The 24,736-nt window shown below is 47.8% G+C and carries 22 protein-coding genes and 1 tRNA gene; 19 read left to right on the top strand and 4 right to left on the bottom strand.

Annotated elements, in window-relative coordinates; genetic code table 11:
- Positions 1-162: 162 nt before the first annotated feature.
- From AYY17_RS11600 to AYY17_RS11645, 11 genes are all read left to right on the top strand, one after another.
- Positions 163-681, top strand: coding sequence for an Hcp family type VI secretion system effector (locus AYY17_RS11600; protein ID WP_067423870.1), 519 nt, complete (start codon positions 163-165; stop codon positions 679-681).
- A gap of 123 nt (positions 682-804) precedes the next feature.
- Positions 805-3,018 carry a type VI secretion system Vgr family protein gene (locus AYY17_RS11605; protein WP_067423872.1) on the top strand — a complete coding sequence of 738 codons (2,214 nt, stop codon included), beginning with the start codon at positions 805-807 and terminating at the stop codon, positions 3,016-3,018.
- A complete protein-coding gene (locus AYY17_RS11610) occupies positions 3,015-4,487 on the top strand; it encodes a VRR-NUC domain-containing protein (RefSeq protein WP_067423874.1) in 1,473 nt (490 codons plus the stop codon). Before AYY17_RS11605 ends, AYY17_RS11610 begins: the two co-directional genes overlap by 4 nt.
- Before the next feature lie 12 nt (positions 4,488-4,499).
- Positions 4,500-5,687, top strand: coding sequence for a type VI immunity family protein (locus tag AYY17_RS11615; protein WP_067423875.1), 1,188 nt, complete (start codon positions 4,500-4,502; stop codon positions 5,685-5,687).
- Positions 5,677-5,943, top strand: coding sequence for a PAAR domain-containing protein (locus tag AYY17_RS11620; protein WP_067423877.1), 267 nt, complete (start codon positions 5,677-5,679; stop codon positions 5,941-5,943). Before AYY17_RS11615 ends, AYY17_RS11620 begins: the two co-directional genes overlap by 11 nt.
- A 232-nt stretch (positions 5,944-6,175) precedes the next feature.
- The gene (locus tag AYY17_RS11625; protein ID WP_067423879.1) at positions 6,176-7,069 is read left to right on the top strand and encodes an integrase domain-containing protein; all 894 of its coding nucleotides are present in this window, start codon (positions 6,176-6,178) and stop codon (positions 7,067-7,069) included.
- Positions 7,070-7,219: 150 nt separating this feature from the next.
- Positions 7,220-8,143 (top strand): ArdC family protein, encoded by a 924-nt coding sequence (locus AYY17_RS11630; RefSeq protein ID WP_067423881.1) that lies wholly within the window; start codon positions 7,220-7,222, stop codon positions 8,141-8,143.
- A complete protein-coding gene (locus AYY17_RS22550) occupies positions 8,144-8,272 on the top strand; it encodes a hypothetical protein (protein ID WP_268873028.1) in 129 nt (42 codons plus the stop codon).
- 75 nt (positions 8,273-8,347) lie between these two features.
- On the top strand, positions 8,348-9,484 hold the full coding sequence (locus tag AYY17_RS11635) for a TraI domain-containing protein (RefSeq protein WP_067423883.1): 1,137 nt from the start codon (positions 8,348-8,350) through the stop codon (positions 9,482-9,484).
- 364 nt (positions 9,485-9,848) lie between these two features.
- On the top strand, positions 9,849-10,310 hold the full coding sequence (locus AYY17_RS11640) for a hypothetical protein (protein ID WP_067423885.1): 462 nt from the start codon (positions 9,849-9,851) through the stop codon (positions 10,308-10,310).
- A gap of 128 nt (positions 10,311-10,438) precedes the next feature.
- A complete protein-coding gene (locus AYY17_RS11645) occupies positions 10,439-11,401 on the top strand; it encodes a tyrosine-type recombinase/integrase (RefSeq protein WP_067423887.1) in 963 nt (320 codons plus the stop codon).
- Between the two features lie 216 nt (positions 11,402-11,617).
- Here the strand turns inward: AYY17_RS11645 and AYY17_RS11650 are convergent.
- The 4 genes from AYY17_RS11650 to aspA form a co-directional block, all read right to left on the bottom strand.
- Positions 11,618-11,693 (bottom strand) — tRNA-Phe (locus AYY17_RS11650).
- 127 nt (positions 11,694-11,820) lie between these two features.
- Positions 11,821-12,393, bottom strand: a complete 573-nt coding sequence (dicD, locus tag AYY17_RS11655) for a division control transcriptional repressor DicD (protein WP_067423888.1) — start codon at positions 12,391-12,393, stop codon at positions 11,821-11,823.
- A 126-nt stretch (positions 12,394-12,519) separates the two neighbouring features.
- On the bottom strand, positions 12,520-13,821 hold the full coding sequence (locus tag AYY17_RS11660; RefSeq protein ID WP_067423890.1) for an anaerobic C4-dicarboxylate transporter: 1,302 nt from the start codon (positions 13,819-13,821) through the stop codon (positions 12,520-12,522).
- Between the two features lie 248 nt (positions 13,822-14,069).
- On the bottom strand, positions 14,070-15,494 hold the full coding sequence (aspA, locus tag AYY17_RS11665; protein ID WP_067423892.1) for an aspartate ammonia-lyase: 1,425 nt from the start codon (positions 15,492-15,494) through the stop codon (positions 14,070-14,072).
- 378 nt (positions 15,495-15,872) lie between these two features.
- Between aspA and AYY17_RS11670 the strand changes: the two genes are divergently transcribed.
- From AYY17_RS11670 to AYY17_RS11705, 8 genes are all read left to right on the top strand, one after another.
- Entirely contained in the window at positions 15,873-16,379 is a 507-nt protein-coding gene (locus tag AYY17_RS11670) for an FxsA family protein (protein ID WP_067423894.1), read from the top strand.
- 173 nt (positions 16,380-16,552) lie between these two features.
- Positions 16,553-16,846: a co-chaperone GroES gene (locus tag AYY17_RS11675; protein ID WP_067366609.1), complete on the top strand. Its 294-nt coding sequence runs from the start codon at positions 16,553-16,555 to the stop codon at positions 16,844-16,846.
- A 63-nt stretch (positions 16,847-16,909) separates the two neighbouring features.
- Entirely contained in the window at positions 16,910-18,556 is a 1,647-nt protein-coding gene (groL, locus tag AYY17_RS11680; RefSeq protein WP_067423896.1) for a chaperonin GroEL, read from the top strand.
- 287 nt (positions 18,557-18,843) lie between these two features.
- Positions 18,844-19,584 carry a MurR/RpiR family transcriptional regulator gene (locus AYY17_RS11685; protein WP_067423898.1) on the top strand — a complete coding sequence of 247 codons (741 nt, stop codon included), beginning with the start codon at positions 18,844-18,846 and terminating at the stop codon, positions 19,582-19,584.
- 270 nt (positions 19,585-19,854) lie between these two features.
- The gene (locus AYY17_RS11690) at positions 19,855-21,411 is read left to right on the top strand and encodes a PTS transporter subunit EIIC (RefSeq protein WP_067423900.1); all 1,557 of its coding nucleotides are present in this window, start codon (positions 19,855-19,857) and stop codon (positions 21,409-21,411) included.
- Positions 21,412-21,422: 11 nt separating this feature from the next.
- Positions 21,423-22,793, top strand: a complete 1,371-nt coding sequence (locus AYY17_RS11695; RefSeq protein WP_067423902.1) for a class-II fumarase/aspartase family protein — start codon at positions 21,423-21,425, stop codon at positions 22,791-22,793.
- 189 nt (positions 22,794-22,982) lie between these two features.
- Positions 22,983-23,330 carry a DUF4156 domain-containing protein gene (locus AYY17_RS11700; protein ID WP_067423904.1) on the top strand — a complete coding sequence of 116 codons (348 nt, stop codon included), beginning with the start codon at positions 22,983-22,985 and terminating at the stop codon, positions 23,328-23,330.
- Between the two features lie 331 nt (positions 23,331-23,661).
- Positions 23,662-24,636, top strand: a complete 975-nt coding sequence (locus tag AYY17_RS11705; protein WP_067423905.1) for a PAAR domain-containing protein — start codon at positions 23,662-23,664, stop codon at positions 24,634-24,636.
- Positions 24,637-24,736: the final 100 nt, after the last annotated feature.

Consider the following 24,736-nt stretch of genomic DNA (forward strand, 5'->3'; position numbering starts at 1 on the left):
CCGACGGGTCACATACTAATGTATGCTCCCCGGCAGCCGGAGCTTGCCGCCTGCCTGCATCTTGAATGACGTTGGGTTCACACTATCACCATGCGCATTGGCTGATGACGATGAAACGTCAGGTAACTTATTGTTATTTTTTCACTTTACAAGGAATTTACTATGCCAACTCCATGCTACATCTCCATCGAAGGCAAAACTCAGGGCAATATCACTGCCGGTGCGTTTACCGCTGAATCTGTCGGCAATATCTATGTGCAGGGTCATGAGGACGAAATGCTGGTGCAGCAGTTTGACCATATTGTGACTGTCCCGACTGATCCACAGTCTGGTCAGCCATCCGGTCAGCGTGCGCACCGCCCGTTCAAATTCACCGTCGCACTGAACAAAGCGGTTCCGCTGCTGTATAACGCCCTGGCGTCCGGTGAAATGCTGCCGAAAGTACAACTGAAATGGTACCGCACCTCAGTCGAAGGCAAGCAGGAGCATTTCTTCACCACCTCTCTGGAAGATGCGACTATCGTCAATATCGACTGCAAAATGCCGCACTGTCAGGATCCGTCCAAGTCTGATTTTACTCAACTGATTGAAGTGTCGCTCTCTTACCGCAAAATCGACTGGGAACACACTGTTGCCGGTACTTCCGGTGCAGACGACTGGCGCGCACCAATCGAAGCGTAAAAAATCACAACCCAGTCTGCAATGTGCTGACTGGGTTGAATCTTTATCTCAGGGAATTTCGGACAGCGCTGGACAGCGGTAGCTTTGTCCGAAATTCTCTTTCCGATATAAAGGGAAACCGCTATGCCTTCCTTTTCTGATCTCTTACAGAACTTACAGGGGCGCTCCGGGCTGGTCTTTACCTGCCGGGTTCATAATCTGCCGGAAGAGACGTTTCAGGTCACCGAATTTACCCTCAATGAAGCTCTTTCTTCTTTATTTACCTTATCTGTTTCTGTTGTCAGCCCGCTGCCGTCAGTCAGTTTTAAAGAATGTCTCGGTCTGGCGGCCTCGCTGACAGTGACCCGTAACGGTACCCGCATCCGTACCGTACAGGGGCTGCTGGCCTCTGCCGAACAGGGCAATACCGACGGTAACAAAACCTGGTATCATTTTATTATCCGCCCGGAAATGTGGGTAATGAGCCTGAACCAGGACAGCCGTATTTTCCGTGAACAATCGGTCCCAGAAATTCTGGCAACGTTGCTGAATGAAGCGCATGTCAAATGTGATAAAAAATTCTATCAGGATGAGTTGCACCAAAAGCGGCACTACATCACGCAAAAACGGGAATCTGCCTATGAATTCTGGTGCCGTCTGGCCGCAGAGGAAGGGATCAGTTTCTGGTTTGAAGAGGGTCCGAAGCTGTTTTACAGCGACAACCACCTTGGCATGACCGCCGGTATTCATCTGACTTATAACCCGCAGGCAGATACGGATATCAGTGACAGCACCGCTTCCTCCTGGCGCTATACGGAGCGGTTGTGCGGCGATATTCAGATCCACAAAGATTACAATCCGCAAAATCCGTCTTACCCGCTGCAACATCAGGTCACCGGTGAGGTGCATCACCAGCACGCCACCTTTGAAAGTTACGGGCGTTTTCAGCAGGATGAGCAGGGAAAACCTTTTACTCAGCTGCGCTACGAGCAATCGCAGAACCAGCGCCAGACCGGCACGGCGGGCACTAACTGTTTTGCCCTGAGACCCGGCAAGATTTTTTCCCTGAAAAATCATCCCTCCGCTGATATGAATGCTGCCTGGCAGGTGATCAGCGTCAGCCATCGTGGTGTGCAGCCGCTGGCAGACAACAGTGGCGGTGAAGGGACAACGCTTTCAAATACAGTGCAGTTTATCCCGGGAACTCAGGAATGGCGTCCGCCTTTCCGGTACAAACCCACTGCGGACGGTGATGAACTGGCAACGGTTGTCGGGCCGCCCGGGGAAGAAATCTATACCAATGAACAGGGCGCGGTAAAAGTGTATTTTCACTGGGATCGCCGCGGAAACCCTGACCACAGCGGCTCCTGCTGGCTGCGCGTAGCCCAGGGCTGGAATGGTGACGGATTTGGATTTATGTCGATCCCACGCATCGGTCAGGAAGTGATAGTTTCCTATCTGAACGGCGACATTGACCGGCCGATTATCACCGGCTGCACCTATAACGGACGCAACCGTCCGCCGCTGAACCTGCCGAAAGATAAAACCCGCACGACGTTTCGGACAAAAACCCACAAAGGGGATGGGTTTAATGAACTGCGCTTTGAGGATCTGGGTGGGCAGCAGGAAATTTATCTTCATGCGCAGAAGGATATGAATACCCGGGTTCTGCATGACCGTCTTACTGAGATTGATCATGATGATGAGGAACGTATCGGGCAACATCAAAAAGTGTCGGTCATGCAGGATCAAACATCGGAAATCGGTAATAACCGGACGGTATCAGTAAAACAAAATGATGAGCTGACCGTCGGCGGGCAGTCGTCACTGTATGTCTCCGGTAATGTCACCCAGACAACGGACGGTCAGCTGGCACAGAAAGTTGGCAAGAGTCTGTATACCGAGATTGCCGATAATCATGAACTTCATATCGGGAGAAATCTTCTGATCCGCTCATCCGGCGGGGAAATCATCATCGGCAATGCCGGCGGCCAGATAGTGATCGACCCGATGGGGAATATCCGCATTGAAGGATTGTCTGTCACCGTCTCTGATCATGCTGCGGGAATTAAAGCAGCGCCCGCCCTGTTTGAGCATTCCGGCCGTTTCCGGCTGACAGCGGAAGGAACAGAAGATCCACTGGTTAATCAGCCTTACCGGATCACCACAGCAAGTGGTCAGGCTGTCAGAGGCGTGACGGATGCTAACGGCTTTACCATGACGCTTCAGACGAAGCAGGCGGAATCTCTGACTCTGACGGTGCCTGAAGAGAGTCAGCCGAAAACCCGTAAATTATACCGGATGTTTGATAACAGCAAGGCGGATTATGTGATGGAATTTAAGGATGATAACAAATGAAACCGTTTAAAGAAGTGTGTCCCGGTGGCACCACTATTACCTGTCGGGTGGAAGGGGCTCAACTTCCGTCACCGGCAAATGAATGTTATCTGAAAGAAAAAGCGCTGTTTGCCATTTATTTTCCGAGAAAGGCGTATACAAAGGACGGCGCAAAGCGATCCCTAAAACAGCTGGCGATGAGCGGGCTTATCCGGATTGAGGAAATCATACATGACTGGCTGTGGTCTTATAAAGCGGAAGTGGTGTTTGCAATTCGCGGGGTGAAAAAAAAACCGCTGCCGATGATGGCCACCAGTAAGAACAAACGGGGAAAATACGGGGGTAATCTGCCGCATTCAGAAAATCCGTTTGCCCGGCCGTCTCCGGAACAGTGGTTGCGTGAAGGTGTGACCCAGATGCGGCGACCCGATATTATTTTAGTCAGAGACCAGTCAAACCGCTGGCCGGGGCGAAGTGAAGGTTGGGATGGGAAAGGAGCTACAGATAATCTGCTGCGGCTGATTGAGGTCAAGTTTCCGGGAGACAGTCTCTCTGAGGAACAGGAACGGGACTATAAACAAATAGCGACCGAAGATCGGTTCAGTGTATTTTATGTGGAGGATAACCGCCGGCGGGAGGAAAGAGAAAGTGCCCGTCAGGCACAAGCTGGTTTATTGGCGACATACGAAAAAAGGCACGGCAAGCTACCGGTATCAGAGGAGTCACTTCAGACACTGATGCTGGTTGATATTCCGTTGGTCAGTGAACAGATCTGGCAGGTTAAACCGGTTCTGAGTCTGTGGTGGGCGCTGAATGTGGATATCCCGGCATTCGGCCGGGCTGTTTTGGCTGAGTCACAGTCTGTATCTGCCTGGCAGGTGTTTACGGACGGAATGCAGGAAGCGGGAGAATATTTAATTCAGGAAGCACAGGGCTACATTGCCGCGGGTTATCAGTACACCGGAGATACGGCTGCGCAAACCTGGGCGATAGCCTGTGATTATACCCGCTATGGGCTGGATTTTCTGAGTGATGAATTACAGACGGCATTTGCGGCCACCGGCGTCTGGTTCCGTGAAACCGGAAAGTGGGTCATCAGGGAAGTGGTGGAGCCGGGTACTGACGCACTGGTATATGCGGTGTACTGGCTCGGTGATGCGGGCGGAAAAATGATTCAGCTGAGTAAAGAATATTTGCTCGGTGAATGGCAGAAAATTTGTTTCTATACTGACCTGACCATTGAGGTGTTGAAGAGCATTAAATGGTTACAGATGATGACTGATCTTGGTAATGGTATGGTTCAGGTGGCGCTCTGGGTTGAAGATCATGTATTTGAAATTATCGTCAGTGTCGCCGTTGCTGCGGCGATTGTTGTGCTGGTTGCACTTATGCCGGTGAGTGGTGGCACCAGTGGTGCCGCCGCTGCCGGACTGGGTGATGCTCTGGCTGCTTTTTTGGCAGGCGCCGCGTTAACCACCGCCACTCAGTAATCACAAGGAAATATGATGACAGAACAGGAAGCAGAACTGAATGCTATCCGGGAAATTACCGGATTTTTACTGATTGATGATAAAAAACGTTATCTGACCCGTCTGGGACTGGTAATGACCTTTTTCTTTAAAAACAGCTATACCCCGGAAAAAAAAGTACAAATTATCAGCTGTTTCCGGCGCTTTCGTGAGCTGTATGCAGGGCGGTTGCGGTTTCATACCCATAACCGCAAGGGAATGAAAAAGTATTCACCGGAAAATATTGAAAAGCTGGAGCAGTATATTAAGGCATCCGAACCGAATGATGTTGTGGAATGGTATATCAGTGATGCGAAAAATGGTGATGAAGCTCCTGAATATGTGATGCGATGCCTTAACTCTTATGAGGTAGATGGCACCTGGGGTACCTCATACTTATCTCTATACCTGCCGTGGAATATTTTGTTCACAGAAGAGGGAAAGCAGGAATTTCAGGATTGGGTAACCTTTTTATGTAAAGAATTAGAACCTGACCATGGTGATTGTGGCTATACGCTGGTGATGCCGCGTGATTATTATTTATGTATGCCGCAGGAGTATGAGCTGGCACAGCGCTATCCGGCAATAGTAGTAAATTCTACGGTTCATATGGCTGCAAGTGAATATGAAAATTCCATCCGCAGTGTTCAGTGGCTGACCTTTCTTGCCGATCGTTATATTGAACGCCTTGGCGGTGAAACTCATGTGCGTAAAGTTCTTTCGATCGATCCGGATATTACCCTGACCCGCTATCCCGGCGGCCTGATTATTCAGGCGGGTGGTTATCCGGATATTACCCCCCGTCCGGGCACGCCGCCGGAAAGCTATTATCTGATTAATGAGTTGATCAGACCAATCCGTTATGTCCTTCAGGAAGGACACTCTTTACATTTTCTCGGCGATGGGCATTTTACCGGAAAAACCAGCAAACAATGGTATGAACGGTATGACAGAGGACCATTAGTTGTTTCTCCGTTATATGCGGGTGAACCGGCGCGGGTTGACGGTTACTGGACGACCAAAGGCCGCGAGAATGTGGAGACAATTTTTCTTCAGGGCACACCGGCCATTGATATTGAGGGCAATCCGCCCGGTCGGACAGAATGGCGGCTTATCCGTGAAATTCCTCATGATAATGAGCGGGATCTGAAATTGCTGGAGCAAAAATTGAATGGCCGGTAAGAGGATTATCTGCCTGGGTGATGTGACTGACCACGGTGGTGTGGTCATTTCAGCCCTTGATAATTACAACATCAACGGTCGCCCGGTGGCGACTGAAGGGGATTCAGTCTCCTGTCCGAAATGCAAAGGGGTCTTTCAGATTGTTTCAGGTTCTTCACTGATGGCCTTTCAGGGTAAAAAAATCGCCCTGGAGGGAATGAAAACCACCTGTGGTGCCACACTGTTCGCGTCGCAGTCTGTCATGACATCTGAGTAAATGACGGGATATTGAGACAGAAAAATGAATGGAATATTATTCGGAAGTCACCCGAATTTTGTTGAATGGCTATTTCAAATGTTATTTGATTTATTATGGTCTGGTTATAAAAGAACATAAATTTTCTGTTTCTGAAAAATATTTACCTAGTGATCCCTCGTTACTCTGTGTTCAGAATCCTTAAATACACAGGTCTTGTTTAAAAGACCTGTCAATGTTCAAGGATACCCCCATGTCAAAACTCACCAAACAGCTTACCACTCTCGCCCGGCAGGGCGGCGGCAGTTTTAAAACGGTGGCTGACCGTTCAAAACTGGCTGCCCGCTTTGCCGCAAAGATGGCCGCGCTGAATATCCAGATCCGCGATGTGAAACATGTCAAAACGCATCATATTGAAAAATATATCCGGAGCCGTCAGGCGGAGGGGATTTCAACACGCACGCTGCAAAATGAGATGGCGGCGGTGAGAAATATTTTAACCGTTTCTGGTCGGGGAAAACTGGCCGATCCCCAGCATGAGAAATTGGGCAATAAAGCTCTCGGGTTAGCTGGTGCGAGCCGTGACGGTACTAAGACCGCCATCAGTGCGGAGCGCTATCTCGCAGCGGTTTCCTGTGCAGAAATACAGGACGCCGGTGTAGCGGCAGCGTTGCAACTTGCCCGCTGTTTCGGACTGCGGACGGAAGAGGCGGTGCAGTCGGTGAAGTCGCTGAAAACCTGGCAACAGGCGCTGCTGCGCGGGGAGGCGAGGGTTCGTGTGGTGTTCGGCACAAAAGGCGGACGTCCCCGCGATACGACAGTGACTGACCGGGAGAAAATGCTGCACGCGGTAAATCATGCCCTGACGGTGGCGAATGCGCAGAGCGGTCGCCTGGTGGACAGACCGGATCTGAAATCGGCGATTGACCGCTATCGCAATGTTGCCCGCAAAGCCGGACTGACCGGCAAATCGGCACCGCACAGTCTGCGCTATGCCTGGGCGGTGGACGCGATGGCATTCCACACACGCAGCGGCATGAGTGAAAAGGAAGTCAGCGCGATGGTGTCAATGGATCTCGGACACGGTGACGGACGCGGGCGCTATGTCGTCCGCGTTTACACGAAATCTTCTGAACGTGAAATATAGTTTCTGATAGCCCTGTCAGCACAGGAAAATTAGCATCGGGCGGCTAATTCGTTGTCACTGACAACAGCCGAAATGTGATGTTTATATTAACCCGTGCGGGGATTTTTCCTGCGGGAGACATCCTCGTTTTTTAACTGACAGGGATGTCTCATGACACAGAAAAAAAACCGTAAACCCGTTGTAAAAGCTGATTTATTCCGGGAGGTAACCGACAAAATTATTGCTGCGTTAGAGTCCGGCACACCACCGTGGCGCAAGGCATGGCAGAGCGGAAACGAAGGACTGCCCGCCAATGCTGTGACCGGCAGAAACTACAGCGGTATCAATGTGATGCTGTTGTGGGCGGATGCGGTAAACAAAGGGTATGAGCGTAACCGCTGGCTGACATTCCGGCAGGCGCAGGAGGCTGGCGGCAATGTGCGCAGAGGGGAAAAATCCACATCCGTTGTGCTGTTCAAACCGTTTCAGAAAGCAGAGCAGGATGAACATGGGCGGACAACCACGGACAAAAACGGCGATCCGGTATTGCAGCATTACCACATGATGACCAGCTTTCATCTGTTCAACATCAGCCAGTGTGAGAATCTGCCGGATAAGTTGTGTCCGGAGCCGCTTGTGCAGCCGGAAGCAGAGCGCATCACCGGAGCGGATAAAATTATCGCTGACAGTGGTGTTCCGGTGAAGCATAACAATGGCGGACGTGCCTGTTACCATCCGGTGGCAGACCACATCATGATGCCACAGGCCGCACAGTTTCAGACCCCGGCGGATTATTACAGTACGCTGCTGCATGAACTGGTGCATTCAACGGGTCATGCATCGCGTCTGGCACGGGAAGGAATTGTGTCCTGTCCGGCGGATAAACACGACCCAGTGTATGGATTTGAGGAGCTGGTCGCCGAAATGGGTGCTGCGTTTTTGTGTGCAGACCTGGGTATTCAGGGCGATTTGCAGCATGAAAGCTATACCCTTATTCATTCAAATTGCAGGTTCGTTGGCTGCACTCAGCCCGCCGGGTCACATACTTATGTATGCTCCCCAGCGGTCGGAGCTTGCCGCCTGCCTGCATTTTGAATGACGTTGGGTAACATCGCGTCCTGGCTGACGATCCTGAAGGAGGATAACCGGGCGATATTCCGTGCCGCCCGTTATGCGCGTGAGGCATTTGAATATCTGACCGCAGAAACTAAAAACTGCCGCTGATGCGGAGAAATCGATTAAAAAAATCAGGAGTTACCGTGAAATCCGGTAGCTCTTTTTTTATATCCGGAAACCCTGATGCTGAACCTGAAATCCTTCTTTCACCCACAATCACGCTCTGAAAAAATACCGGAAACTCCCGCCGGATATTATCGTCCTTTCAGTGCAGAAAACGTCCCGGCAATCCCGCATCGGCGGCAGTGGCTGAAGTATCTGCGGGATTCTTCATCTCTGCCAAAAGCACAGTTCCAGCACTATTATCAGACCCCGTTAACGAAGTGTCTCGTACTGATGCAGCAGTTTCCGTTGATGGAGCAGGGAAGTCATGCCCGCCCCGGCGGCATGGCGGATTATATGCTGGAAAGTCTGCCATATGCGGTGCGGCTGGCAAAAGGCTATATGCTGCCGCCCGGCGCACCGCCGGAAGAGCAGGCTGCACAGAGCACCGCGTGGCATGCGGTGATAGTGTACGCGTCTATGTTATCCCCACTGGGTTATCTCTGTGATGTACATATTGAGCTGGCGAATGGAAAACGCTGGTTTCCGCTGAATGATGCGCCACCGATGCCTTACCGGTTCCGCTTTTCTCCGTCGTCGTCCGCAGAAGAGCGGCAGAGTTTTGGTGCAATGCTGGCGTGGCGGATAATTCCGGCAGAAGCGATTTTATGGCTGAGCAATTACCCGGACGCGTTCCGCGCCTTGTCGCTGTACCTGAACGGCTTCCGGGAACAAACCGGTGTGGTTCACCGCATTATTTCTGAGGCCGTTCGGCTGACGACCGGAGAGAATGAAAAGACCATCACAGAAGATATCGGTGAGGTGAATGAATCTCCTGCTGAACACGCTGATAATCCCGGCAATATATTCTGGCAGTGGCTGGTTGAAGGTTGCCGGAGTGATAATATTGCCATAAATCAGCCGGATAACAGTGTCCATCTGATTGGCGGATACCTTTTTCTGCCCTCGCCGTGGGTTTTTCATCAGTTTCTTTCTGATACCGGTAGTGAGCAACAGGAAAAAGCTGCACTCCAGAAAGCGTTTGAACGGCTCCGGTATCACCGGCGGGATAATGGCACGATGTTTACCTGCCACTTATATCAGACGGAAAACAGGGAAGGACAGTACCGGAAGCTGAGCGGGTATCTGGTGCCGGTGGATAAGGTGTTTAGCGATACTCTGAAACACGGGGATAATCCACGGCTTGTTGTTATATAATGATATCGTTATATATTCCCAATGAATATAGATCTCTACGATAGATGAGCTTCAGCAAAAGCCCGTCAGAGCGGTAGTTGCTGTTTTTCCCTGTAAACAGCGCTTGAAGCGACTTACTAATCACGGTATCTTTCCAGCGCTCCTGCAAAATCAGGAGCAGGGATTAGCCTCCTGAAAAACCCTACCTGCGATATTTTATATATCGTGCGTCTGGCTGTACCTCAATGGTGGGCCGGACGGGGGCGTCGAAAGACGCGCCGGTGTCAGGTAGGGCCGGTAAGGCTAACCCCGTTCGGTTCCACCACCAGTGGGATTAGCCTCCCCGGCGGTGGATTATAGTTATTCACCTACCTGAGGATGCCTTATGGCGACGACCCTTAACCCCGATCACCCGTTATTTTCTGTCTCATTCTCTGCCGATACTGATTTCACGGTATTAGCTGACCACTGCGCGCTTTTTGCTGAAATTCTGATTGAGTCTGTCGAGCCGGTGCAGAAACTGGCACTCTGCGGCAGGATCAGTGCCTGTCTCACGCTGTTGCAATCCGCACTCTCCGATCCGGTATCTCCTCACCTTGTTGAAAGTCTGACAACGGACATATTACCCACAGATATTCCCCGTTTTAATCCTGACAGCACTGAACTCTGCAACTACTGCCTCACGCTGACGCATGTCCTTGCCGGACAGGGGTTCGGCTCGCAGACAGCCATGCATCTGAGCTGGTTGCTGTATGAGTTACTCGATTATTTCAGAACAGATTTAAAAGCACCGCGCTGGTTACGGACAGCCGAAGGCGTGAGGTTTATAGATGAAAGAACGGACTGATGGACAGCCCGGAGGAACAAAAAGACCACTCAGGATAATGAATGGTCGAAATATGATGGTATCTCATCGCGTTATAAGCGATAACACGCCCCTGATTTTTTTGGCGTTTCGTTACAAAAGAGCATGTTATGGATGATATTACGTTCAAGTACCTGACGGATCAGTATTTCTACAAAAAATTACTGCGCCCGAAAACGATAGACAGCTATCTGAAAGTGGTCCGGACATTTAAGGATTTCACGTCTGTTCCGCCCACGGAAGTGGATCAGCATATCGTGTTGGGCTGGCGTAACCTTGTTCTGAAAGAACAGAAACGTGCTCCGAGAACCTGGAACAATAAAGTCAGTCACATGCGGGCGCTGTTTAATTTTGGTATTGCACAGGGATTTTTACCCCACGAGCAGAACCCGTTTCATTACACGGTAGTCCGCGCGGGTAAAAAGCGGAAGAAAATACTGACGAAAAGCCAGATGGATGTGTTGTACCGGCGAATAGATCAGTATCTGGATATCGAGAAAGCACATGGTTGTTGTGTGTTGTATAACGGGCGCAGAAATGCGATGCACCCTGCGTGGTTCTGGGGGACGGCGATCAGTGTGCTGCGTTATACCGCTATCCGTATGGGGCAATTGCTTCATATCCGCCTGTGTGATGTGAACCTGGAAGAACGCTGGATCGATCTGAGTTCAGACGGGTCTAAAAACCATGATGAGCATCGTGTACCGATAGTTGAAGCCTTATACCCGCTGCTGGAATATCTGCTGGCAAGAGCTGAAGAGGAGGGCATGGAGCCCGAGCATCAGCTGTTTAATGTAGGCTGGTTCGATCCGAGACGTAAACGCAAGTATCCGGAGGTGATGGATGAGAGACCGCTGAGAGCGTTCTTCCGGCGCTTATCCAGGGAATGCAATTTTACTGTCTCTCCGCACCGGTTCAGACACACTGTCGCCACTCATATGATGAAATCACCGGAGCGCAACCTGTATGTGGTAAAGCGCTTGTTGGGGCACGTCAGTCTGGCATCTACGATGGAATATATTGATGAAAGTGTTGACGGACTACGGAATATATTGGAAACAGAGCTGATGTAGCCCTTAAAGGAGGAATGAACAGACTAAGTTTGACTTTGACGGAGAAGATCTGTAAAACTCGCACGCATAAAAAAAACAGACTTGTTAGAGCAAGTCTGTTTCTTAAGAGCTTTTAATTTAACTACGGGTAACAATATCACCCATAATCAATCGTACTCTTTTTCGCACCTGTCAGGATAACATCATGTTTAACTGACAAGCCGGTTCTGAATTAATTGGTGCCCGGACGCGGAATCGAACCACGGACACGGGGATTTTCAATCCCCTGCTCTACCGACTGAGCTATCCGGGCAACGGGGCGCATTAAACCGTATTCCGTGGTTTGCGTCAATGCCTTTTTGCCAAAAAAACATAAAAAAAGTGCGTGTGTTCTCTTTTTATGCAAAAGGTGCGCAGATATTATCCGCGCAACGTATAAATCAGCTGAGTGCCCCGTTTTTACGGCAGCGGGCGATGGTCAGTACATCTTCTGCCAGCCGGCGGGCGGTAGCAATATCATCCTGGCTGCGCGATATCAGCAGTTTACTCAGGCAGCCTTCCAGGATTAGTTCTAACTGATGTGCGACCATTTCACAGTCATCAATATCCAGCTCTCTGAGCAGCTCCAGAGTGAATGCAAAAGCACTTTGTTTCTGTTGGCAGGATAATTGGTGAATAGCGTGTTCAGCGTCCGGAAAGGCGCTGCATGCCGCGATAAACAGGCAGCCGGGGAAGCGGTTTTCTCTGACCCGTTCAGCCAGTGCGGTATAGCGCGCCAGCAGTTTATCTTCCCCGGATATGGATTCATCCAGCAGAATACGGCGCTGCCAGATATCAATCTGGTTGCCGTGATAACGCAGGCAGTCATAAATCAGATCATTATGGGTCGGCCAGAAAATACGCAGGCGGGCGGTATCGGTATTCAGGTTTTGAATCAGAGTGATTTCCGGCATCAGTATGCCGTGGGTTTCCAGCAGACTCAGTGCCTGGTTGAGGACTTCTTCACGTTGCACAGCAGGCTCTTCCTTTAAAGATAGCAATACTTTTCAGAATAACGTGAGAGTCAGGGAAAGGCGAGAGAGCGGTGAAAATAAAATCAGGATGATCCGCCCGGACAGGGCGGATCAGAAGAGGAAACGTTATAACACAAGGCTGCCTAACAGAAAGCCGAAGCAGACTGACAAGGTCACGCCAATGGTGCCCGGTATAAAGAACGGGTGGTTAAAAACCAGTTTACCGATGCGTGTGGTACCGGTGTCATCCATCTGAACCGCTGCAACCAGAGTCGGGTAAGTCGGCAGGATAAACAAACCGGAAACCGCTGAGAAAGAGGCAATAGCGGTCAGTGGCGTAACTCCCAGCGCAAGTGCCATCGGCATCAGTGCTTTGGCTGTTGCTGCCTGTGAATACAGTAATGCAGAGCAGAAGAAGAAAATAACCGCCAGCAACCACGGATGTCCGGCGATTAAATCGCCTGCCGTCAGTTTGATCCAGTCCATATTGGCCTGAACAAACGTATCACCCAGCCAGGCAACCCCGAGAATACAGATACAGGCGCTCATCCCGGCCTTAAAGGTACTGGAATTGAGGATAATATCGGTTTCTACTTTACAAATCAGTGTGATAAGCGTTGCAACACTGAGCATGATGATCAGAATTGCATTGGTTGTTGTCATGATAGGCTCTGATACCAGCCCGACACTTTTGCTGTTAATGATAGCGAAGGCGACAACAGACAGTACACCCAGCAGGAACAGAAACACAGAGAGTTTGGCGGCAGGCTTGATTACCGTTTTCTCACGACGGTTCTGTTCCACCACACCTTCAGCAAGACGTTTCTGAAAGACCGGGTCATTTGCCAGTTTGTCATCAAACAACCAGGAAACGATAAATGACATCAGAATAATCGCGACAAAAGTGGACGGGATAAGGATCAGCAGCAGATGCAGATAGCTCACACCCATAGGCTCCACAACGGATGCCATATAAACGACAGCTGCAGAGATAGGTGATGCGGTGATCCCTATCTGGGCGGCGACGACAGCGGTGGAGAGCGGACGGCAGGGCTTGATCCCTTGTTCTTTCGCGACTTCAGTAATAACCGGCAGGGTTGCCAGTGAGATATTCCCGGTCCCGGCAAACAGTGTCAGAAAATAGGTAACAATAGGGGCGAGAATGGTGATGTAGCGCGGATTACGACGCAGCAGTTTTTCAGTTTGCTGAACCAGATAATCCAATCCGCCTGCAACTTGCATGGCAGATATTGCAGCGATAACAGCCATTATAATGGAGATCACGTCAAACGGGATACTGCCCGGTTTGACGCCGATGGCGGCGAGGGCAAGAACCCCCAGACCACCGGCGAAACCGATGCCTATCCCGCCGAGGCGGGCACCAAGATAGATGGCCAGCAGTACGATAATAAATTCGATAGCCAGCATAAATTGCTCCTGTAAAATCCCGGAAAGTAAATGTTAAATTTTCATTGCAGGGTAAGAAAAAAGCACGTTACCTTGCGATGACGTGCTCTCTGTTTTCTATATCGATCTTATTATTATGTACCCTTATTCATTCAAACTGCAGGTTCGTTGGCTGCGCTTAGTCAGCCGGGTCACATACTGATGTATGCTCCCCGTCTGTCTTCCCTGGCCGCCTTCCTGCATCTTGAATGACGTTGGGTATAGGTATATTAGTCATCAAAACGTTTTGCTTTATAAGCGGGGTTTTTTAAGTTCTCAATAGAGAAAATATCGTCCAGTTCCGCTTCTGTCAGCAGTCCGCGCTCTAATACCACTTCACGTACACTCTTACCGGTTTCTGCACAAATCTTACCGACGATGTCCCCGTTATGGTGACCGATGAACGGGTTCAGATAAGTGACGATACCGATGGAGTTGAACACATACGCTTCACAAATTTCTTTGTTTGCGGTAATACCGGAAATGCATTTTTCGCCCAGGTTACGGCAGGCATTATTCATCAGGGAAATGGATTCAAACATCGCCTGACCGATAGCGGGTTCCATCACGTTCAGTTGTAACTGACCGGCTTCAGCTGCCATGGTCACACAAATATCGTTTCCGATAACTTTGAAACAGGCCTGATTAACCACTTCAGGAATAACCGGGTTCACTTTTGCCGGCATGATAGATGAGCCAGCCTGCATTTCCGGCAGATTGATCTCTTTCAGACCCGTACGCGGACCAGAGGAGAGCAGACGCAGGTCATTACAGATTTTGGACAGTTTCATTGCCAGGCGTTTCAGGGCACTGTGCAGCATGACATAAGCACCACAGTCTGAGGTCGCTTCAATTAAATCTTCTGCCGGTACACATGGCAGACCGGTAACTTCTGCCAGTTTTTCAACTGCCAGTTTCTGATAACCCGGCGCTGTATTCAGTGCAGTGCCGATTGCGGTTGCGCCGAGGTTCACTTCCAGCACGAGTTGCGCGGTGTAATGCAGGTTTTTGACTTCTTCTTTCATCAAAATGGCATAGGCGCGGAATTCCTGACCTAATGTCATCGGAACCGCATCCTGCAACTGTGTGCGGCCCATTTTTAAAATATCTTTAAATTCAGTTGCTTTGGCGTCAAATTCACCTCTCAGATACTCAACTGATTTAATCAGATGTGTGATTGAGTTATAAACTGCGATACGAAAGCCGGTAGGATAAGCATCGTTTGTGGATTGCGCTTTATTCAGATGGTCATTCGGGTTGAGGAATTCATATTCCCCTTTTTTATGACCCATCAGCTCAAGGCCGATGTTTGCCAGAACTTCATTTGTATTCATGTTCAGTGAGGTACCGGCACCGCCCTGGAATACATCAACAGGGAACTGATCCATGCATTTGCCGTTGATCAGCATCTCGTCACAGGCTTTAATAATCGTATCGGCAATCGCACGGGGGATAGTATGCAGCTCTTTATTTGCCATGGCAGCGGCTTTTTTCACCATCACCATTCCACGGATGAATTCAGGAACATCATTGATTGTACGGTCGCTGATATAGAAATTTTCGATAGCCCGCAGTGTGTGAACACCATAGTACACGTCGTCCGGCACTTCACGTTTGCCCAGCAGGTCTTCTTCGATACGAAAATTATTTGACATGAGAACCTTCTTTGATTGAATGGTTGCCTTACTTAATAGTAAAGGCAGCAATTATATTAATTTTTCCGATATTAATAGTGCGTATCACTCGGTTTCGTGAATTCACAATGATGATATGCTGAAATTGAGTTGAATCCTTTTAGCCAGATCACTTATTAACTGAAATATTTCCAAGGTTATCACTTTTATGTGCGATAACTCACAAATGTTATGTGAGATTATCGCGACGGCGGCGCTTGAAAAATAATGAAATGACCCCATCATTATGTACAACTATTATGAAAAATCGAATTTATCGTGCGTCTCTCAGAGGTAGCTCACAAAGGCTGATAAAGAGACGATTTTTACACCACAGGGCACCTTAATAAGGAAGACGTTATGCGTTGGCTCCCCCTCATTCTGATTTGTCTGCTTATTTATATAGAAGCCGTCATTTTTGTTTACGTTGCATCGGGAATCGGTGTGTTCATGACACTGGTTCTTGTAGTATTGACGTCCTGTTTCGGGGTTTCTCTGGTTCGCAATAAGGGGATGCGTAATCTGAGCCTGATTCAGCAAAAAATTCAGGCTGGTGAAAGTCCTGCGGCGGAGATGATTAAAAGTGTTTCTCTGGTGCTTGCCGGTATTCTGCTGGTGCTGCCCGGGTTTTTTACCGATTTCTTAGGGTTGTTACTGTTGTTGTCACCGGTACAGCGATTCCTGGTATCCCGTGTGTTGCCGCACATTAAAGTCTATCAGCCGCGTACAGGGCCGTTCTCCGGTTCCGCCGCGAATCAGGGGAATGTTTTTGAAGGGGAGTTTGAGCATCGTCGTGACCATCCGTCACAGAGTCTCAACCGGCCTTCGGTACCCGGTAATGATGACAACCCGAAGGACAAACTCTGATTTTTTGATCCGTTTCGGTAAAGATGACGAAATTTATCTTTTTTTCGTCCTTACCCCCTTGAACTTGCCGGCGACTGACCCCATTTGCTGAATCATGGCAATGATAAATTAGTATCCGGCCTGAACCTTTAATCCACGTTATTTGATATGGACTTTTTATAGGAGATCTATCAATGAAAATTCGTCCTTTGCACGACCGTGTTATTGTTAAACGTAAAGACGCCGAAGCGAAATCTGCAGGCGGAATTGTCCTGACCGGCACAGCTGCAGGTAAATCCACCCGTGGTGAAATCCTTGCGGTAGGTAACGGTCGTATCCTGGAAAACGGCGAAATGAAACCACTCGACGTTAAAGTCGGTGATATCGTGATTTTCAATGATGGTTACGGCGTGAAAGCTGAAAAAATTGATAATGAAGAAGTACTGATTATGTCTGAAAGTGACATCCTGGCGATTGTCGAAGCGTAATCATACCGTACTGAGTGTATTCAGATCTTCTTAAACCATAAAGCATTCGAAGGAATAGAAATAATGGCAGCTAAAGACGTAAAATTCGGTAACGACGCACGTATCAAAATGCTCCGTGGTGTCAATGTTCTGGCAGACGCAGTAAAAGTTACCTTAGGCCCGAAAGGCCGTAACGTTGTATTAGACAAATCATTCGGCGCGCCGGTTATTACAAAAGACGGTGTGTCTGTTGCACGTGAAATCGAACTGGAAGATAAATTCGAGAACATGGGCGCACAGATGGTGAAAGAAGTTGCCTCTAAAGCGAATGACGCTGCGGGTGACGGTACCACCACTGCAACAGTTCTGGCGCAGTCTATCATTACTGAAGGGCTGAAAGCCGTCGCTGCGGGCATGAACCCGATGGATCTGAAACGCGGTATCGATAAAGCCGTTATCGCAGCCGTTGCAGAACTGAAAAATCTTTCCGTACCTTGCTCTGATACCAAAGCTATCGCGCAGGTAGGTACTATCTCTGCAAACGCAGATGAAACTGTCGGCAGACTGATTGCAGAAGCAATGGATAAAGTCGGCAAAGAAGGCGTTATCACAGTTGAAGAAGGCACCGGCCTGGAAGATGAGCTGGATGTTGTTGAAGGTATGCAGTTTGATCGCGGTTACCTTTCTCCGTATTTCATCAACAAACCGGAAACCGGTTCTGTTGAATTAGAAAACCCGTATATCCTGCTGGTTGATAAAAAAATCTCTAACATCCGTGAGCTGCTGCCGGTTCTGGAAGGCGTTGCGAAAGCAAGCAAACCACTGATGATTATTGCAGAAGATGTTGAAGGTGAAGCACTGGCAACGCTGGTTGTGAACACCATGCGCGGTATCGTGAAAGTTGCAGCGGTGAAAGCACCGGGCTTCGGCGACCGTCGTAAAGCAATGTTACAGGATATCGGTACGCTGACTAACGCGACTGTCATCTCTGAAGAGATCGGCATGGAGCTGGAAAAAGCAACGCTGGAAGACCTGGGTCAGGCGAAACGCATCGTTATCAATAAAGATACCACCACTATCATTGATGGTATCGGTGACGAAGAGACTATCGCTGCACGCGTTGGTCAGATCCGTCAGCAGATTGAAGATTCAACCTCTGATTACGATCGTGAAAAACTCCAGGAGCGCGTAGCGAAACTGGCAGGCGGCGTCGCTGTTATCAAAGTCGGTGCCGCAACTGAAGTTGAAATGAAAGAAAAACGTGCCCGTGTTGACGATGCTCTGCATGCAACCCGTGCAGCAGTTGAAGAAGGTGTTGTTGCCGGTGGTGGTACTGCACTGGTTCGCGCTGCAAGCAAACTGCTGAATCTGACTGGTGATAACGAAGATCAGAACGTGGGTATCCGTGTTGCGCTGCGCGCGATGGAAGCACCTATGCGTCAGATCGTTGAAAACGCCGGTGAAGAGCCTTCAGTTGTTGTGAACAACGTGAAAGCCGGTAAAGATAACTACGGTTATAACGCAGCGACTGAAGAGTACGGCGATATGATCGCAATGGGTATCCTGGATCCGACTAAAGTAACCCGTTCTGCACTGCAGTTCGCAGGTTCTATTGCCGGTCTGATGATCACCACTGAAGCGATGATCACTGAAGCACCTAAAGACGATAAAATGGATTTAGGCGGCGCTGGTGGTATGGGCGGCATGGGTGGAATGGGCGGCATGATGTAATCATGTAGTCTGAACACTATTGCTTCCAAAGAAAGCCTGTAACCTTATTGGTTACAGGCTTTTTTGTGTTAATTATTTGCGTATACCCAACGTCATTCAAGATGCAGGCAGGCGGCAAGAGAATACAGACGGGGAGCATACATCAGTATGTGGCCCGGCTGGATGAGTACAGCCAACGAACCTGCAGTTTGAATGAATAAGGGTATATTCCATAATATCCCACTGTTTATCCAAATTATGAGGTATTATCGGAAGGTATCGCTGCTGAAAATAGGGGATTGCCGGATATGCTGGATTTTCTGAAGAATTACGACAACTTAACCGTCAGTGAAAAAAAAGTATTAAAATATCTTACGGAAAATATTGCCGATATTCCCTGGTTGAATATTAATGAATTAGTCGCCAAAACGTTTGTATCCAAAACGGTGATTATCAATTTATCTCAGAAATTAGGTTTCAGCGGATTTAAAGAACTCAAGTTCCAGATTAATAATCACATCCTCTCACAAAATAAAGAAGATAAGAAAAAGCCGGCGTCCTATAAAAAACAACTCGAAAATAATATCCAGAAAACCTTCACATTGATTAATGAAGATCAGATCCGGGACTGTGCGAAAATGTTGCATGGCTCACGGAATATTTTTCTTGTGGCACGGGGAACCAGTAAAGCGGTTGGTTATTATCTTGAGCATTTATTGTTTTCTCTCGGCTTACACTGCTTTTTTATTAATGATTATAACCTTTCGGAGTCCTTTACCCGCCTTGTCAGCAAAGACGATACCGTGGTTTTAATTTCCCTTTCCGGTGGCACCAAAAAGATTATCGAAACCGCAAAAATCGTCCAGCTGAAAGATGCCCACATCATTAGCATGACCGCTTTTCATACCAATGAACTGACCACATATGCGAATAACTCGCTTTTTTGTTTTTCTGACAGTTATGACACCAAGCGGGATGATTCAAAATCCAGAACGGGGTTTTTTATTTTGGTGGATTTATTAATTAATGAATTGGAAAATTTGCTGTAAATAAAGCCGTTCATTATTTAGCTTAAGTTTATTTAATGATTTTAATTCAACTATTCCTTCTGTTTTTAAAATAATCATTCATTTAAATATCATTAATATATGTATAGAAAAATCAATATGACTATGATTTTTAAATCGTTATTGTTTTGAAATGACCTAAGTCATAATCTGAGACCTGAGATAATATTTAAAACCGCATCATCATTTCATTTAAAATATACAGTGCTAGTATCCGGATAACATCAATATTCTTCGTCATAAGGAAATAGTATGGCTAAAAGAAAGTTCGGGGATTCAATTCAGCGGTTTGGCCGGACGCTGCTTCTGCCAATCGGGGTTCTTGCGCCGATCGGTATGATATTGGGGATCAGTGGGGCGTTAGTACAAACCTACATGATCGCCCGGTTCCCTTTTCTCGGCAATGAAACGGTTAACGCACTGCTTGTCAGCATCCGCTCTATTGCTGGCGTTATTTTTGACAACATTCCATTGCTCTTTGCTATGGGGGTTGCTTACGGTATGAGTCAGCGGGATAAGGGGATCGCTGTCTTTGCCTCTGTGGTGGGTTATCTGTCATTGATTATCACCATGAATATCTGGCTGGTACTTACGGGCAAACTGGCGGATCCAGCCATTATGGGGCAGGTCGGGCAAATTAAGGTTCTGGGGATCCAAACCTTAAATATCAGTGCCGCAGGAGGGATAATCACCGGTTTAATTGCGGCATGGGCAACAGATAAATTCTACAACCTTGAACTGCCGACGGCCTTTGCTTTCTTCTCCGGCAAAAAGTCTGTTTCCATCATCATGGTGGGTCTCATGATCATGGTCGGCGCGACCTTACCGTTTATCTGGGAAGTTCTGGTTCAGGGGCTGATGAAGCTCTCTGCCGTATTCTTAAGCCCTGTCGGCCCGTTCTTTACGGCGGGTGGTGAGCGACTGTTTATTCCGTTCGGTTTGCACCATGTCTGGAATGTGTTATTCAGATTTACCGAAGCAGGTGGTACGTATGTAATTGACGGACAAACCTTTGTCGGTGTTGTACCGGCGTTAACTGAAGTGTTATTCAAACAAGGCCCCGGTACTGAATACTGGGCGATGATGCCAAGCCTGACACGTTTTATGGCTCAGCAGCAAATGCTGGTCACCTTGTTCCTGTTCCCGGCAATCGCATTAGCTATCTATAAAACATCGAAGGCAGAGAACCGCGCTGAAGTTAAATCCATGCTGGTGACCATGGTACTGACTGCGATGCTTGGTAACGTGACGGAACCGCTCGAATTTACCTTTGTGTTTATCGCACCGCTGCTGTATTTAATTTACGCCATCATCGTGGGTATCGGTGCCGTATTACTGTCATTCGCAGGTGTCGCGATAGGTTATATCCGGGGTACGGTGTTTGACTTCACTATCTTTGGTCTGCTGTACGAGCGTACTAACTGGATATTCTTAGTTCTTATCGGTACCGGTTTAGCGTTTGTGACATTTTTCATCTTCCGCTGGGCGATTCTCCGGTTTGATATCAAAACGCCGGGTCGTGAAGAGTCAAGTAACCTGAAAAACACGTTAATTAAAGAAAAACGCTATGGTGAAATCGCTGAGCTCCTCATTGAAGCCTTAGGCGGTAAACAAAATATCCATAACGTAGATAACTGTATTACCCGTATGCGTATTGATGTCGCAGAAGTGAATAAAATCAATAAAGATCTAATGGCGGAATCAGGATGTACTGCATTCTTCTTTCCATCGGCAAACCACGTCCATGTTGTTTACGGACCGAAGGTTGAATTTGTTCGCAACGCTGTTGATGAAGCAATGAAGAAATAAAAGGATATATGATGAGAGCTTTATATGATTCTAAAAGTAAAACTATTGATGACCGCGGCATAAAAGCGCTGCTGTCGGATGAAGCCAAATACAAAACCTGGCTGATGTTTGAATCGGTATTAGCTCAGGCGCAGGCAGAACTGGGATTTATTCCCCTGTCAGCCGCCGGTGAAATTAAAGAAAAGGCCGTCATTGAGAATATTGACTTCGAAGAGATGAACCGTATTTATCAGAAAATAGGTCATGGCTTCGTTCCTTTCTTAAAAGTATTAGTGAACGCGTGCTCTGAAGAGAGCGGTAAATATATCCATTACGGTATTACCACGCAAAATATTCAGCAGAGCTCGCAGCTGTATATGATGAAGACAGTCCATAATAAATTTATGCTGCTGTTAAGTGAGATCCTTGAAAATTTATCGCGCCTTGCAGAGAAAAGTAAACATATGGTGATGGCGGGCAGAACCCATGGCCGCCATGCTATTCCTATCACTTACGGTTATAAAGTGGCGGTGTGGATAAGTGATTTTATCGACTGCAGCCAGCGCATGAAAGAGTGTGAAAAGCGGGTATTCACTATCATGATGGGCGGCGCAGTTGGTGCATTTAACACCATGCCGGGCATTGGTCAGGAAGTACAAAAGCGTGTTGCTGAACTGACGGGTATGTATGCGATGGAAGTACCGTCCCGGAATCTGAGTACGCATAAATTAGAATACATGGCGAACCTGGCGCTGATGGCCAATATCTGCCATAAAATCGGTGAAGAAGTTTACAGCACGACACTGGAAGAAATTGCCGAAGTATCTGAAGGCTTTACGAAAGGTACGGTAGGCAGCAGCACTATGCCGCATAAAATTAACCCGAAACTGGCTAAAGGGATTATCGCCAACTCTCAGAAGCTGTATTCACTGCCGGGTATCGGGATGTATTCAGCGGTCAGACCGTATGAAGGTGACAGCAGCAGCTATATGTTATTCGACGGGCTGATTGAGGAAGCGCTCGAACTGACCACAGAAATTCTGTTAAGAACGGAAGAACTTACCCGGACTATCGTGCCTCATGAAGAGAGAATGCTACACAACGTAATGAGAAACAAAGGGTTAGATAATACTGAATATGTGATGATGAAAATGGCTGAGAAGCTGGGTAAAGATAAGGCGCATTCATTATTGTATGAAGAAGCTATCAAAACCGCAGCAGACGGTGAGGACTTCTACACAAATCTGATTAAGAATGAAGCGATTACCGCCGCATTCAGTAATGAAGAGATCAACGCGATGTTAGATCCGCGCGCTTACATTGGTTTGTCTGTTGAAATTGCAGAAAAAGAAGCGAAGCGTGGTGTGGCGGCAGCTCAGGAAATTAAAAAAGACTATAAATAAGTTATTGTGCTGATTCAGGGAAAAACGAGCCGGTGTTCTGAGGAAAATCAGAATACCGGTTTTTTTTATGCGTAATTTGCAGATGCGTGAGATAAGCCGGTAATTTTCAGTGATTAGTTTTTGAAGTCATTGCAACAAAGTGGTTAAATTGATTGTATAGATTTTTTCCAACCGTGAATGAGGAAAACCATGCGGATTAAAATGTTACCCGGTGCCCTGGCACTGTTATTACTGGCAGGCTGTACGACCACAACCGATATCAGTGCTGCAGGATCCCAGGTCCGCTTTTCCGAAGAGCAGCCGGGCGCTGAGTGTCAGAAATTAGGTGAAGTGACCGGTGTGCAAAGCAACTGGATGACCGGTGTTGGTAATGAAAGCAGCTCCATGCGCGGTGCAGCAAACGATTTACGTAATAAGGCTGCCGCACTGGGCGGAAATGTTATTTACGGTATCGGCAGCCCGTCAGAGTCTGCGATTGTGTCCAGTCTGATCCCGGTGGATAGCAAGCTTACGGGCCAGGTCTTTAAGTGCCCATAATTTAACGTATACGCGTCATCCTTCCGTCCATAGCGGCGTTGGCTGCGCTCAGTGGCTCGGGTCACATACTTGTGTATGCTCCCCGTGCCCCTTCGCTTGCCGCCTTGCTCTGAACGAAATGATTTAGCGTAATTGTCTGAATCAGATACACAAAAACCACCGTCAATGTAACCGGTGGTTTTTTTATTTCAGTAAAAGATAAAAATACCAACCTGACGATAATAAACAGGATTGCACGCTAACACGGAATGGGTATTGGTAAGTATACGTATCATGTGTAACATTTCTTATGAATCTGTGTCGGATCGTTTTTGACTGCATAAGGGGTGTTATGTCCGGATTAAGACCAAAAATTATGGGCAAGGCAATGGCCCTGGATGGAGATAAAACAACAACGGGCGCAACCTGTATTGCAACGATTGAAACGGTGACTTGCTTTAACAAGAAAGCATTGAGAGTCGGCGACTCAACAACCAAATGCCCGGAGTGCGGACAGACCGGCGTTGTCGTATCAGGGCCGCAAGGTTTTTTAAATCATGGTAAGTTACAAGCTGTTCATGACTCAATTGTGGAATGCGGCTGCCCGGACGGAACCAATAAAGTTATCGCTTACAGTGACCCGGAAAATGCACAGAGTCGCAGTCTTACCACGCAATCTCCCGCCTTTTCAACGTCATCACAAAACAGCAGCAAGAGCCAATTTGTATCAGCAACTGCATCCTCTTTAACAGATGAAAGCAAGATAGCAGATAATATATTATATGAGGGGGTGTTTGTGTGGACGGAAACACATGGTTCGGGTCATTCCTTTATAACTATCCACAAAAACAATCAGGTTTCACTCTATTCTTACGGTCGCTATGGTACCCCGGGTCCTTTGACATTAACGGGTGACGGAATAATGTTATATATGACAGGTGAGGATGCCGGTAAATATATAAGGTATGAACTCTATAGAATCACAGCCAGAGTTTTCAAAATAACAGATTCAGATATTCATAAAACTGAAAACTATTTTCAGCGTCTTTGGAAATCAGGAGTAATACCTAAGTTTCCGGCAGGTGCTGGTGACCTAACTATTAAAAATGGAAGATCAATTGATATCTACGATGTGACGGGTAACAATTGTACCACTCATATAGTCAAAGGGTTAAAGCAGTCTGGCACGAAGATATTTGAAGAAACATATACGCCAATAAGAACGCAATATCCGATAGAGCGAGAGGAAGCATTCACTGTTCCTGTTTCATTACAAAATTACTTAGATAGTAAAAAGCAGAATTTAAAAAAAACGCGATGTTATTGAAGTGACAGGTGAATTTATGTCTCAATATTCAAATCATGAAAACCTGAAGCAATCAGAAAAAGGCATTAAAACTCAACTATTTGAGTTGATAACATTCTCC

This window comes from Morganella psychrotolerans (genome assembly GCF_001676055.1).
Taxonomy (GTDB): Bacteria; Pseudomonadota; Gammaproteobacteria; order Enterobacterales; family Enterobacteriaceae; genus Morganella; species Morganella psychrotolerans_B.